We start from the raw sequence: 13782 nt of genomic DNA, 5'->3' as shown, positions 1-13782 counted from the left end.
AGGTACGTTGTCTTCCCTAAGCAGCGCAACAGAAGACAGTAAACAGAAGACCGAGGACAAAAATCACCACTTCCGTTGCGCGTTGTTCACCTTAATACGTACCAGACAACCGGGGGAGCTGCTGTTGCCGCTGGCCGGCTCAACCGGGCACTCAACCAGATTGGCGTCGATAGTACGTTGCTCGTTCAGGAGTCGACCCGGGCCGAGGCCGATGTTGAGGCGCTGGCCACCAGTTTCCTGGCAAAAAAAATGGCGTTCGCCCGCTTTGGTGGCGAGCGGCTGGCATTCTTGCCCTACGAGAAAGATAAGTCGGTACGCTTCCAGTTTTCGCCAGCCGTAACGGGTGTGGATCTAACCTACAATTCGCTGATTCGTCAGGCTGATATCCTGCACCTTCATTGGGTCAATTTTGGCTTTTTTTCCGTGGAAGGGCTGGCCAGTCTCATGCAACTGGATAAGCCCATAGTCTGGACCATGCACGATATGTGGTCATTTACGGGCGGCTGCCATCATAGCGGTACCTGCGAAAACTACCAGCGCGAATGCGGGAACTGTGTGCCGTTTCTGCGTAATCCTGGCCCGGCAGATTTGTCGCATCAGGTGTGGCAACGAAAGCAGAAAGCCTATGCATCGGCGCATCTGGTGCCCGTTGGTTGTAGCGAATGGCTCGCCAACCGGGCGCGTAAAAGTGGTCTCTTTCGCCCATTCTCCGTTTTGAACATTCCCAATCCGATCGATACAGACCTGTTCAGGCCACTCGATAAAGTGGACGCGCGTCAGGCGTTGGGCTTACCGACAAACCGGCGATTGATTCTATTTGCGGCGGCGAAGGTTAGTACGGTGGGGAAGGGGTTTACCTATTTTCAGCAGGCATTACACCAGCTTCACAGCCAACTGGAAAACCCACGCGAGGTCGAACTCCTGATTTTCGGTGCTGGTGACAAAGGCCTGCTGCACGAACTACCGTTTCAGTATCACTTCCTCGGGCCGTTGAGCGATATGGCTAAAATCAGTCAGGCCTATAATGCCGCCGATATGTTTGTGATCCCGTCACTGGCCGAGAACCTGCCCAACACCATTATGGAAGCGATGGCCTGCGGTACGCCCGCCGTGGGCTTCGAGGTGGGTGGTATTCCCGAGATGATTCAACACCGCGAGTCGGGCTATCTGGCGCAGTATAAATCGGCGGAGGACCTGAGCGCGGGCATGAACTGGCTCTTGAGCCTGTCGCCGAACAACTATGCTGCGATTGCCCACGCCGCCCGGCAACACGTACTGACGCATTACGATGAGTCGGTCGTGGCGGAGCAGTACGCGGGTTTATATGAGTCGTTATTGGGTGAAAAGTAGTAATAGCACTGAAACGGTCCGCCGCAGCGGCGGACCGTTTCAGTGCTACATGTTCCTATGATCTCCATCATCACCATCACCTATAACGCCGAGCAGTTTCTGGAGCGGACGATCAACAGTATCGTGGCGCAGCGGCAGGCCATTTTGGGCGTTGATTACGAATATCTGGTGGTCGATGGCGCGTCGACAGATGGGACGCTGGCGCTGGTGCGGACATACAAAAGCCATATTTCCCGCTGGGTGTCCGAACCGGATAAGGGATTATATGACGCCATGAACAAAGGGCTGCATATGGCCGTAGGCGAATATGTCTGGTTCATGAATGCCGGCGACGAACTCTACGACGAAAATGTACTGGCAAAACTACTGGACCAGGTACGTACCCAGCCGCCCGACGATCCGGTCGACGTGTACTACAGCGATGCCCTGTTTGTGAACGAAGACGGAACGCCGGTTGGGCTGCGGAGCCAGGTAACGCCGCATGCCTTACCGGCGGGCGCCTCCGACACATTGCGCTGGCAGGACATGGCCCTGGGCATGAAGGTAAGCCATCAGGCGTTCATTGCCCGGCGTACAGTCGCTCCCGATTACCCGGTTACGAACCTCAGTGCTGATCTCGACTGGGAAATTCGCTGTCTGAAAGCGGCGAAGCGCACCGAGCAACTTCCATTTGTGTTGTGCCGGTATCTGGTCGGTGGCCTGTCGAAGCAACAACATCGTCGCTCACTGACCGATCGGTTCAAGGTACTAACCTGGCATTTCGGTCTGTTGCCAACCATTTGGAATCACGTGCGGATCGTTTGGCGGGCCGTAGGGCGAAAATTGTCCCAATAAAAAAACGTTACCGGTGTATACTCCTAAATCCTCTGAAGGGGACTTTGCGTTGCTAATTACCGATGGTCTGGTGATTGAGCGAAACAAAGTCCCCTTCAGGGAATCTAGGGGTATACACCGGTAACGTACCTGGAATCAATTCAATAGGCCTACTTTCTCGGCAACGGTCTCAACAGACGTTACCTGATCGGCCGTTTTTTCTTCAGGTAAAATGAATGCCAGCGGCTTGCTCACCTGTTGCGGTAACAGCGCGATGTCGAGTACCTGACCAACGGTGTCTACGTAGTGGAAAGTCAACTCCTTCACATAAGCCGGATTGATCTCTTCGATGTCTTTGCGGTTTTTCACGCACATGATGATCTCTTTCACACCCGCCCGGTTTGCCGCCAGAATCTTCTCTTTAATACCACCCACCGGCAGTACTTTTCCCCGCAACGTTACCTCGCCGGTCATAGCCAGATAGGGGCGTAGTTTCCGTTGCGTGAAGATCGACGCCATCGACGTAACCATAGTAATGCCCGCCGACGGTCCATCTTTCGGCACGGCGCCCGCAGGTACGTGTACGTGCAGGTCGTAGTTGCTGAAAATTCGGTAGTCGATGCCGATGTCGCCGGCGTGGGCTTTCAGGTACGAGAGCGCCGTCATCGCCGACTCTTTCATCACGTCGCCCAGCTGACCCGATAGGGTCAAGGCACCCTTACCACGGCTGAGGCTGCTTTCGATCAGCAGGATTTCGCCGCCAACCTGGGTCCAGGCAAGGCCGGTAACGATACCGGCAATGTCATCATCGGAATACAGGTCTTTGTCGAAGATTTCGGCGCCAAGCAGCTTGGGTACGTCGGCAGGTTTCACCGTCTGATTGTAAGGCTCTTCCATCGCAATCGATTTGGTAGCCTTACGCACCATTGCGCCGATTTTCTGCTCCAGGTTCCGCACGCCCGATTCGCGGGTATAGCCTTCAATGATGCGCAGGATCGCTTTGTCGTCGAACGCCAGATCTTTCGTTTTCAGACCGTGTTCCCGGCGTTGTTTCGGAATCAGGTATTTCTTGGCAATCTGTACTTTCTCTTCGACGGTATAGCCCGTGATGTCAATGATCTCCATCCGGTCGCGCAGGGCGGGGTGAATGGTATCGAGTGAGTTGGCTGTAGCAATGAAAAGGCACTTCGACAGGTCGAACTCCACATCAAGGTAATTATCAACGAAAGTGGAATTCTGCTCAGGGTCAAGTACTTCCAGCAAAGCCGATGATGGGTCGCCCCGGAAATCGCTGCTGACCTTGTCGATCTCATCCAGAATGAACACCGGGTTTGAGGTGCCGCATTTACGGATGTTCTGAATGATCTTGCCCGGCATGGCACCGATGTACGTTTTGCGGTGACCCCGAATTTCGGCTTCGTCATGTACACCGCCGAGGGCCATCCGGCTGTACTTACGGCCCAATGCTTTGGCGATTGACCGGCCAAGCGATGTTTTCCCCACGCCGGGAGGGCCATACAGGCACAGAATCGGTGCTTTCATGCCCTCGGTAGCCCGTTCGCTTTTCAGCTTCAGCACCGCCAGGTATTCCAGCACACGCTCCTTTACTTTTTCCAGCCCGAAGTGGTCGCCGTCGAGAATTTTCTGCGCCCGTTTCAGATCGAAATTATCTTTCGAGAATTCGTTCCAGGGCAGGTCAACCATCAATTCGATGTAGTTCATCGTGATGGGGTATTCCGGTGCCATCGGATTGCTGCGCTGCAGTTTGCTCATCTCTTTATCGAAATGATCTTTCACTGCTTTGGGCCAGTGTTTTTTGCTGGCTTTCATGCGCAATTGCTCCAGTTCGCGGTCGGGATTATCCATGCCCAACTCGTCCTGAAGCACTTTCATTTGCTGGCGCAGGTAATAATCGCGCTGCTGCTGGTCGAGGTCCAGCGTGGCTTTGCTCTGGATCTCGCGTTTCAGTTCCAGCAACTGCACTTCCTTCAGCATGTATTCGAGCAGTAGCTGCGCCTGCTGAACGCCCTCCAGTTTTTCCAGAAGCATCTGTTTATCAGCTACATCGGCGTTGATGTTCGATGACAGAAAGTGCAATAGAAACATGGGGCTTTCGATGTTATCGAGCGCGATGCGTGCTTCCTGCGGAATCTCTGGATTCAGCCGCAGAATCTTGTAGGCGGCTTCTTTCAGGGTTTGGAGCAGGGCTTTTCCTTCCTTCTTGGTCGCGTTGGGAAACGAATCGTCGATCTGCCGCACGGTAGCCGTCATAAACGGATCTTCCTGCGTTATCTTGTTGATTTCGAAGCGCTTTTTACCCTGAATGATAATCGTAATGTTGCCATCGGGCAGCGTAATCATCTTGATGATGTACGCCACAGTACCAATGTTATATAGATCATCGGGCGTAGGTTCATCTTTCTGCTGGCTGTTCTGGGCCACCACGCCAATGATCCGACTTCCCTTATAGGCTTTCTTTACCAGACGTACTGATTTCTGTCGCCCTACGGTAACGGGAACGACCATACCTGGAAACAACACGGTGTTGCGAACAGGCAGAATGGGCAGATGCTCGGGCACTTCATACTCCACATCGTCATCGTCGGGCGATCCGAGTGGAATCATTTCAATATTATCTAAATCGGTGTCTGCCATAAACAGGCCGGCAGCTAAATCAGTTGGGAAAGTCATAGGCGTTCCTGCCAAAGTGACAGTAAGTAACGTATTGAGTGGTGTCGTACAGGCCAGAGGAAGTAGAAAGGTAAATCAGACAAGTAGTGTGCCAGCTCTTGGCCACTTCTACGTTGTCAGGATTTTACGGCACTAATGAAGGTAGGCGATTTATTTTAAAGCGATACTGCCTGCACCGGTTGATTGTTTCGGAACACCACCGTTTTCTTCTGCTGGTTATATTGAATGTTTATTAAGTTAACCTGATCGCTAAATAAGTCCATTAATATATCTTGCTTGATCACTATATTTTTAAAGGTATCGGCACCGGAAGCGGGCATTTCCAGGTACACCCAGTGCGCATCAGCCTCCTGTTCGTAGCCAACGTAGGTGTATGACCTGGGCTTACGTTGCGCATCAGCGACAACAAAGTGCTTGCGCACATAGCGTTCCAATAATTGATCTGCTTTGGCAGGTCCGCTCAAGTTAACCAGCTTGCCGCCGTTTTCTTTTGTCAGAGCCGTTTCCAGATCGTCGGTAAACATCCGAACGCTAACCTCAACCATCTGCGATTTGGCATCAAACTGCATTTGCGTCAGGCTCGTATGGAAATCGTGGACATGAAAGGAAAAGAGGGGTAAAAGGAGAAAAGGGAGCATGGAGGAAAGGAGGAGCTTCGCCCCGAAGCATCTGTCTAGCAAAGTCCCCTTTCCTCCTTTCCTCCATGCTCCCTTTTCTCCCTCCATAGCCTTACTTAAAAAAGATGTCATTCAGGAAAGCGAAGGCCATTAACCCTAACAAGATCACCATACCCACGCGTTGCGCACCTTCCACGAATTTATCAGACGGTTTGCGACCCGACACGATCTCATAGAGCAACATCGATGCATGCCCACCATCCAGCGCCGGAATGGGCAGGGCGTTCATGAACGCAAGGGCCATTGATAACAGGCCCGCTAGCGACCAGAAGCGCGTCCAGTCCCAAACACCACCAAACATTTTGGCAATGCCAACCGGGCCACTGATGGCTTTAGACGGTGAGACCTCACCTCGAAAAATCTTGGCGAAACCCCGGATGTTATCATAGATGACGCCAAACGCCCGTTCGGTACCCTTTGAAACGGCTTCGCCAAAGGTGTAGTCAACGTGCGTTTCTTTCAGCAGCGAATTCGGATAAAAACCAATCGTGCCTTCATTGGACACGACCGGCCGGATGGCCAGCGACTGGTTACCGCGTTGCAGGCCCAGCGTAATCGCTTTGCCTTTATTGGCGCGAACGGCCTCCTGCACTTCGTGGAAATAAGCCGTTGGTTTACCGTTTACGCTGGTGATGCGGTCGCCGACTTTCAGGCCTGCTTTCTCGGCTTCCGAACCCAGCGCTACCTCACCAATGTCGAACGGGAAAATGGGCGCGATAAACTGGCCAGCCGTTTCTTTGCTCGAAAATTTCTCGGCCATGTTGTTCGGTACGTCGATCCGAATCCGTTCCAGACTGCCACTGGCATTTGGTCGTTCAACCGTGTAATAGCTGTTGGTACCCAGCAGCACATCGGGACTGGTCACGTCGGCGATGTTATCAAACGGTTTACCATTGATCTCCACAATCCGGTCGCCCGTTTTCAGGCCAATCTGTTTGCCGTATTCCAGGGCAACAATGCCATATTTGGCGTCCTGCGTGGCAATATAGGTACTCCCCAAGCTATACATCAGGGCCACGAAAATGGCAATACCCGTAATGACGTTAACGATGATACCGCCCAACATCACGATAAGGCGTTGCCAGGCTGGTTTGGCGCGAAACTCGTAGGGCTGTGGAGGCAGGTGCAGTTGCGCCGTATCCAGCGACTCGTCGATCATCCCCGAAATCTTCACGAAGCCGCCCAGCGGAATAGCGCCGAGGCCGTACTCTGTTTCGCCTTTGCGGAAGCTGAATACTTTGGGCGGGAAGCCGATAAAGTACTGCTCGACGCGCATCCCGAACATACGGGCGGCTACTAAATGCCCTAACTCATGAAGGCCTACTAAAATTGACAGGGCCAGCAACAGCTGACCAACCATGATTACTGTTTCCATCTACAAGTATTTAGACACAGAAAGGGGATACTGGACGTTGGGTAGTATAGAATCCTAAATCCTGTATCTGCGTATTCAGCGTCTTATTCTAAACAAAAGTACCAATCTTTTCGGTCGCAATCCGGCGGGTTTCTTTATCCGTGGCTACGTAGTCGTCGTAGGTGGGGTTTGCCACGAATGATGCGTGCTGCATAGCGCCCTCGATGACGTCGGAAATCCCGAGGAAACTGACCCGGTCGTTCAGGAAAGCGTCGACGGCTATCTCATTGGCTGCGTTGATGATACAGGGCATATTGCCGCCTTTGTCGAGCGCATCGAACGCCAGTTGCAGGTTTCGGAACGTACCCAGGTCAGGCTGCTCGAAGGTCAGCGACGGATAATTGGCGAAATTAAAACGTGGAAAATCCGATTTTAGTCGATTGGGATAGCCAAGCGCAAACTGAATGGGCAATTTCATGTCGGGCAGGCCCATCTGCGCTTTGATGCTGCCGTCTTCAAATTGCACCAGTGAATGCACGATACTCTGCGGATGCACGACTACGTCGATCTGGTTTGGCCGCAGGTTGAAGAGCCATTTTGCTTCGATCACCTCCAGCCCCTTGTTCATGAGCGTAGCCGAATCGATGGTGATCTTCGCGCCCATTGTCCAGTTGGGGTGTTTCAGGGCCTGAGCGCGGGTCACCGTTTCCAGGTACGTTCGGTCTCGCCCCCGGAATGGACCACCCGACGCCGTCAGGATGATCTTCTCGATGGGGTTATGAAACTCGCCAACCAGGCATTGGAAAATGGCCGAATGTTCCGAATCGACGGGGTAGATGTTGACGCCCCGTTCGGCGGCCATGCGGGTAATAAGCTCGCCCGCTACCACCAGCGTTTCTTTGTTGGCCAGGGCAATGGGCTTCCCTGCTTCAATGGCTTTGATGGTTGGCAGCAGCCCGGCATAGCCCACCATGGCCGTCAACACCATATCGACGGTGTCCATCTGCACCACTTCAGCAATGGAGTTCAACCCGGCATACACCTTGATATCCAGCGGGTCGAGGGCCGCGAAAACGGCGTTGTAGCGTGACTCGTCGCAGATGACCACCACGTTGGGGCGTACCTGGCGGGCCTGTTCAATCAACAGGTCGGCGTTATGATTCGCCGTGAGTACTTCCACCTCAAACTGGTCGGGATGGGCCACTATCACCTCAATGGCTTGGGTACCAATAGAGCCCGTAGAGCCCAGAATGGCAATGCGGCGTTTAGGATTCGGATTCGTCATTCAAATAAATCAGCAGACCGTAAATACGCTTTTATTTCATCAAGTACGTAAGCAGCATCAGTTACAGATCTCCGGGCGTCGGTCAGCACAATCAGATCATCGAAATCATAGTCTGCTTTTTCGCGTAAGTCCTCCGTTCTGGCCAGAATTGCATTCAGTGGTCGAGGCAGCTTACCCGTTGCCAAATAAAGCTCGTGTAGTTTTGCCTGCAGGCCTTTGTGCGTTTTTACAAAAATACCTTCGATGAATGATAACGTGCGAAATGCATCGAACATGGCATAGTAAGCCCTATTAATTGTACCGGTTAAATGTCCCTGTGCCAAGAGCAATTGAGCTGACTCCAGATTGTCATCAGCTTTATCAATTAACTTCTTCATGCGTTCTTTCACAGTTCAATACCGTCTTTAAAAATCTCCCCGTGCGTATGAACCGAAAAGAATTAATTTTTGAAGCTTATTACCGTATAAATCAGCGAGTTCGCATTTCAATTGTGCCAGTACAGCCCCAACAGGCTCAGGTACGTTTGCTAAGCGGTTCGAAGTTTTCAGGTGCGCTTCCATAACTCAAAGCTAACGCATTACCTGCAAAAGGCCGTCGGCGAGGGTGCGGTCGTTGCTGAGGCGGGGCACTTTGTTCTGGCCGCCCAGCTTGCCCTGGCTTTTCATGTACTGCTGAAACGCCCCGCGTGGTAAGGATGTCAGCTTCAGCGGTTGTAGAATGGCGCCGCTGATCAGGTCGTCGTAGTATACGTTGAGCCTGGCCAGTTGCGTGTCGAGATCGTGTACAAAGCGGGCCGTATCGCGGGGGGGCTGGCCGAATTCGATGAGCCACTCGTGGTAGGGAAGGCCTTGGGGCGGACTGACCATCGGGGCCACCGTAAACTCGATCACCTCGGTTTCGGGCTGCTGCTGCATGGCGAACTGCAAGGCTTTTTCTACTTCTTCGCCAATGACGTGCTCGCCAAAGGCCGAAATGAAGTGTTTTATACGCCCCGTTACCACAATCCGATGTGGGTTCTGACTGACGAATTTTACGGTATCGCCCAGGGAGTAGCCCCACAAACCCGCGTTGTTGTTGATGATGACGGCGTAGTTTTTACCTAGCTCAACCTCATCGATACTCAGGCGGGGCGGGTTTTCGGCGAAATACTGATCGGCGGGGATAAACTCGAAATAGATACCACTGTCGACCAGCAGCAGCAGCCCCTCGGCGGTTTGTGAATCCTGATAGGCAATGAAGCCCTCCGAAGCGGGGTACGTCTCGATGCTGTCGATACGCTTGCCGATGCTCTCGAACAGGCGGTCGCGGTAGGGGGCAAAGTTCACGCCGCCGTAAACGAAGACCGAAAAGTTAGGAAAGACGTCTTTAATGGCTTTGCCCGTTCGCGCCTGGATCCGGTCGAAGTACATCTGCACCCAGGGCGGAATGCCCGAGATCAGCGACATGTCTTCGGTCAGCGTCTCGTCAATGATGCGGTCAAGTTTGGTTTCCCAATCGTCGATCGTATTAGTCTCGTAGCTCGGCATCTGGTTCGAACGCAGGTAGGCCGGAATATGGTGGTTCACAATGCCCGACAGCCGTCCGGTGTGGATGCCTGCCTTCTCGTCCAGCTCGGGACTGCCCGACAGAAAGATCAGTTTTTTGTCCAGAAAAGCGGAGTTGCCGGTTTCATCCACGTAACAGAGCAGCGCGTCGCGGGCCGAGTTAATGTGGTTTGGCAGCGATTCGCGGGTTAGCGGAATGTATTTGGTGCCCGACGTAGTGCCCGACGTTTTAGCGAAATAAGCGGGTTTGCCGGGCCACAGGATATCGGGTTCGCCCTGCGTAAGGCGCTCGATGTAGGGTTTCAGTGCTTCATAATCCCGAATGGGAACAGCCTGCCGAAAATCAGCCTGGGTATGTATATCGCCAAAATGATGGTCACGGCCGAACTGCGTTCGAGCAGCGCGATTGACGAGGTACTGGAACCAGCGTTGCTGGGCATCGCCGGGCCGTTCGCGCCACGATTGTTGCCGTTGCCGAACCCAGCGGGCCAGCGGTTTACTGAAAGTTGAACGAATTCCCATACAGATGCAAAGGTAGGCTTTCCTTAAAGCAACATAGGCACTGACATAACCGGAACGTACCTGATACGCCGGGTAAGTCAGTGCCTACTCGTTTTTTGCTGCCCGAAAACAGCGCTATTTATGACCGGCGAAGCTTGGCTTCGATCGTTTGCTGCGTGTGCGGAACGGCGCGAAGACGTTCTTTGGGAATGAGTTTCCCCGAATCGATACAAATACCATATGTTCCGTTTTTGATACGGACCATAGCCGACTCCAACTGGTTGGTGAACTTCTGCAACCGGGCAGCCAACTGGCTCAGGTTTTCGCGTTCGCTGGTATCAGCACCGTCTTCCAGTAACTTCGAGTTGCCCGATGTATTGTCGGTACCACTATCATTTCGCTTGCTGAGCGCCTCTTTGATGTAGTTCAACTCACTACGCGTGGCCTCGAGTTTCTGCGAGATCAGCTCCTGAAACTCTTTCAAATCTTCTTCCGAATAACGCTTTTTCTCTTCCTGAACCATCGGTTGGTTGTATTGATAAGTTGGGTACTGCCCGGTGAATACCACAACAAAAATACAATGCTGTGAGCGTCTTTTCAATAAAACATACGGCCTCTCAACTATTTTCAGAAAACTTACCCAGTTGATTATTGGCTAAATGGCAAACCAATATTCTGAAAACTGCTCAATTAGTGCCCGACTATTCGGTCAAAGCCACGGTCGAGCGAACAATATACGTCATCATTATACTAGATAATTCTTAGATAAAATAGGCTTTTATCGTCAATTCATAGTAAATCGTTATGTTTACGGCCGCAAGAAACGGGCAGAAGGCTACAATAAAAGATACATTTTTTAGAACCTTATGGTAGCAATCTGACTTCTTAATGTCTTGCTTCTCTGCGTAATAGCGTGGAAATCAACACAGACTAAAAATCAACTGGTAATGGGATATATTGAACCAGCTCCAATTAAAGACAAAGAAAATCCGCTTCAATCCATGATGTCGCGTTTCGACGCAGCGGCCCGGCTGGTGGGCATCAGCGACGAGATGTACGACATTCTGAAAGTGCCCGCCCGACAGGTAATTGTGGGCCTTCCCGTTACGATGGATAACGGAAGTATCCGGGTATTTGAAGGGTATCGCGTTATTCACTCCAACATTCTGGGGCCGTCGAAAGGCGGTATTCGGCTCGATCCGGCTGTGCACCTCGACGAGGTACGTGCCCTGGCCGCCTGGATGACCTGGAAATGCGCCGTGGTTGACATTCCGTATGGGGGCGCCAAAGGTGGCATCGCCTGCAACCCCCGCGACATGTCGGCCGGTGAGATTGAACGGCTCATTCGGGCCTACACCGTGCAGATGCTCGATGTATTTGGCCCCGATCGTGACATTCCGGCTCCTGATATGGGCACTGGTCCGCGCGAAATGGCCTGGATCGTTGACGAATACTCGAAAGCCAAGGGGATGACGATCAACGGGGTAGTGACGGGTAAGCCGCTCGTTTTGGGTGGTTCATTGGGCCGTACCGAAGCAACGGGTCGTGGCGTTACCGTGGCCGCTCTTTCGGCGATGGACAAACTACGGATGAACCCATACCGGGCTACGGCTGCTGTGCAGGGTTTTGGTAATGTGGGTTCATTTGCAGCCGAACTGCTCCACGAACGGGGCGTAACGGTCAACGCGGTGAGTGATATCTCGGGTGGTTATTATAACGACCGCGGTATCGACATCACGGCAGCACTGGCGTACCGGAATGCTAACAAAGGCACGCTGGATGGGTTCACGGGTGCCGAGAAAATCAGCAACGAAGAACTGCTGGCACTGGCCGTTGACGTACTGGTGCCGGCGGCTAAAGAAGACGTGATCACCGACGAGAACGCGCATACGATTCAGGCGCGCATGATCGTGGAGGGTGCCAACGGTCCAACCTCCGCCTCGGCCGATGAGATCATCAACAGCAAAGGAATTATGGTGGTGCCGGATATCCTGGCCAACGCCGGCGGGGTGACCGTGTCTTATTTCGAGTGGGTACAGAACCGCATCGGCTATAAATGGACCCTCGACCGGATCAACCGCCGCGCCGACCGAGCCATGAAAGATGCTTTCGACCGGGTGTTCGACACGTCGCAGAAGTACAAAGTCCCCATGCGCCTGGCGGCCTATATGGTTGCTATCGAAAAAGTAGCCAGCACCTATACGTACCGGGGGGGATACTAAGCGCTCTGGTTAACAAAACAGCGTCGGCTTCCAGAATTGGAGGCCGACGCTGTTTTGTGGCTGGCTACGTTGGCTTTTGCGTTGCCCCCGCCAGCGTTCGCAAAAGCCAACGTACCTACTCCTTTATCAACTCATCCACGATACGTTCGGAGTCGAGGCGGATGCCGCGCAGGATGCCGGTTAGGGGGAGGGCAAAACCCAGAAAATAAAGCCCTGTCAAGGTTGGGTTGGTGTCCCAGAGTCCGCGCGGGTACCCTTTTTCGTTCAGCAGCTTGCGGCTGAGGTCAGGCGCCAGTAGTTCAGCCAGCCCGGTGCGGTAACCTGTGGCCAGAACAATGGTATCGAATGGGTCTTCGCGGCCATCAGTGAAGGTGACGCTGTATTGATTGACCTGCTTGATGCCGGGGCGTACGGCAATGGTGCCCGCCTTGATCTGATCGACAGTGCCGAGATCGATAACGGGGATTTTGCCCAGCACCCGAATCTGGTATGACGAAGGGTAAGGCGGCGTGATCAGTCCGTACTTCGATAAATCGCCTACCGTCAGCTTCTGCGACAGCCGTGCCGCGAAATCGTAAAACCAGTTGGGGAGCTTACTCAGTTTGATCGCCGATGGCTGGGCGGGTCGGCCAAAGGTGTCGCGCTTCACAATGTTGACCGGACCACGGACCGAAATGGTTGGAAAGGCGCCCTGCTCCTGCAAATCGAGCGCCAGTTCAGCACCGGTGTTGCCCATGCCTACCACCAGCACGCGTTGCCCGTTGAACGTAGCGCCAGTTTTATACTCGCGACTATGCAGTACCAGCCCACGGAACCCATCGAGGCCCGGTATGTGCGGCTGATAGGGAACCCGGTTGTAGCCAGTGCACACAATGACATTATCGGCGGTAAACGTGTGCGTTTTGGTCGTAGCCAGCCAGCGCCCATCCTGGGTACGTTCCAGCGACCTGACAAACTGGTTGAACAGCGGCTTTATAGCAAAATGAACGATGTACTGTTCCAGGTACGTCACCAACTGGTCGCGCGACACGTAGGTGGGGTAATCGGCTGGGTAGGGTAGGTGCGGCAGGGCTGATTCCTCCTTCACCGTATGCAAACAGAGCCGATCATAATGGCCACGCCAGGCCGCGCCCACATGATCGGTGGCCTCCAGCAGCGTGAACGGTTGACCTAGTTTAGCGAGCCTGCCCGCAACGGCCAGCCCGGCCGGACCAGCCCCAATGATAACCGTGTCAGTCATAGAAAGAGTACCGCAGCGGCGGACCGTACGGGTTGAACGGAGTAAAAAGGGACTTACCGCAGCGGCGGACCGTACGGATCAAGCGATTGTAATGGATTCGCTCTG

11 protein-coding genes are annotated in these 13782 nt (G+C 53.3%); 3 read left to right on the top strand and 8 right to left on the bottom strand.

All coding sequences use genetic code 11. The annotated features are described in order from the left end of the window. The first annotated feature begins 75 nt into the window (after positions 1 to 75). On the top strand, positions 76 to 1350 hold the full coding sequence (locus ACAW75_RS00785; protein WP_370726753.1) for a glycosyltransferase family 4 protein: 1275 nt from the start codon (positions 76 to 78) through the stop codon (positions 1348 to 1350). Between the two features lie 57 nt (positions 1351 to 1407). Next, complete coding sequence (locus tag ACAW75_RS00780) at positions 1408 to 2184, top strand: glycosyltransferase family 2 protein (protein ID WP_370726752.1); 777 nt, start codon at positions 1408 to 1410, stop codon at positions 2182 to 2184. Between the two features lie 135 nt (positions 2185 to 2319). On the opposite strand, the gene lon is transcribed toward ACAW75_RS00780, so the two are convergent. The 7 genes from lon to ACAW75_RS00745 form a co-directional block, all read right to left on the bottom strand. After that, on the bottom strand, positions 2320 to 4854 hold the full coding sequence (gene lon / locus ACAW75_RS00775; protein WP_370726751.1) for an endopeptidase La: 2535 nt from the start codon (positions 4852 to 4854) through the stop codon (positions 2320 to 2322). 155 nt (positions 4855 to 5009) lie between these two features. Beyond that, entirely contained in the window at positions 5010 to 5492 is a 483-nt protein-coding gene (locus tag ACAW75_RS00770) for a DUF6702 family protein (protein ID WP_370726750.1), read from the bottom strand. A 91-nt stretch (positions 5493 to 5583) separates the two neighbouring features. Next, positions 5584 to 6906, bottom strand: a complete 1323-nt coding sequence (gene rseP / locus ACAW75_RS00765) for an RIP metalloprotease RseP (protein WP_370726749.1) — start codon at positions 6904 to 6906, stop codon at positions 5584 to 5586. Between the two features lie 88 nt (positions 6907 to 6994). Next, entirely contained in the window at positions 6995 to 8170 is a 1176-nt protein-coding gene (locus tag ACAW75_RS00760; RefSeq protein ID WP_370726748.1) for a 1-deoxy-D-xylulose-5-phosphate reductoisomerase, read from the bottom strand. Beyond that, the gene (locus ACAW75_RS00755) at positions 8167 to 8559 is read right to left on the bottom strand and encodes a HEPN domain-containing protein (protein ID WP_370726747.1); all 393 of its coding nucleotides are present in this window, start codon (positions 8557 to 8559) and stop codon (positions 8167 to 8169) included. Before ACAW75_RS00755 ends, ACAW75_RS00760 begins: the two co-directional genes overlap by 4 nt. Before the next feature lie 180 nt (positions 8560 to 8739). Further along, a complete protein-coding gene (locus tag ACAW75_RS00750; protein WP_370726746.1) occupies positions 8740 to 10236 on the bottom strand; it encodes a GH3 auxin-responsive promoter family protein in 1497 nt (498 codons plus the stop codon). Positions 10237 to 10354: 118 nt separating this feature from the next. Then, a complete protein-coding gene (locus ACAW75_RS00745; protein WP_370726745.1) occupies positions 10355 to 10738 on the bottom strand; it encodes a TraR/DksA family transcriptional regulator in 384 nt (127 codons plus the stop codon). Between the two features lie 424 nt (positions 10739 to 11162). Between ACAW75_RS00745 and ACAW75_RS00740 the strand changes: the two genes are divergently transcribed. Beyond that, positions 11163 to 12437: a Glu/Leu/Phe/Val family dehydrogenase gene (locus tag ACAW75_RS00740; RefSeq protein ID WP_370726744.1), complete on the top strand. Its 1275-nt coding sequence runs from the start codon at positions 11163 to 11165 to the stop codon at positions 12435 to 12437. 115 nt (positions 12438 to 12552) lie between these two features. Here ACAW75_RS00740 and ACAW75_RS00735 read toward each other — a convergent pair whose 3' ends face one another. After that, positions 12553 to 13677 (bottom strand): flavin-containing monooxygenase, encoded by a 1125-nt coding sequence (locus ACAW75_RS00735; RefSeq protein WP_370726743.1) that lies wholly within the window; start codon positions 13675 to 13677, stop codon positions 12553 to 12555. Between the last annotated feature and the right edge of the window lie 105 nt (positions 13678 to 13782).

Origin of the sequence: Fibrella arboris (assembly GCF_041321095.1) — a bacterium.
GTDB classification, from domain to species: Bacteria; Bacteroidota; Bacteroidia; order Cytophagales; family Spirosomataceae; genus Fibrella; species Fibrella arboris.
The sequence above is the reverse complement of the archived record's forward strand: the minus strand, read 5'-3'. Positions and strand labels throughout refer to the sequence as shown.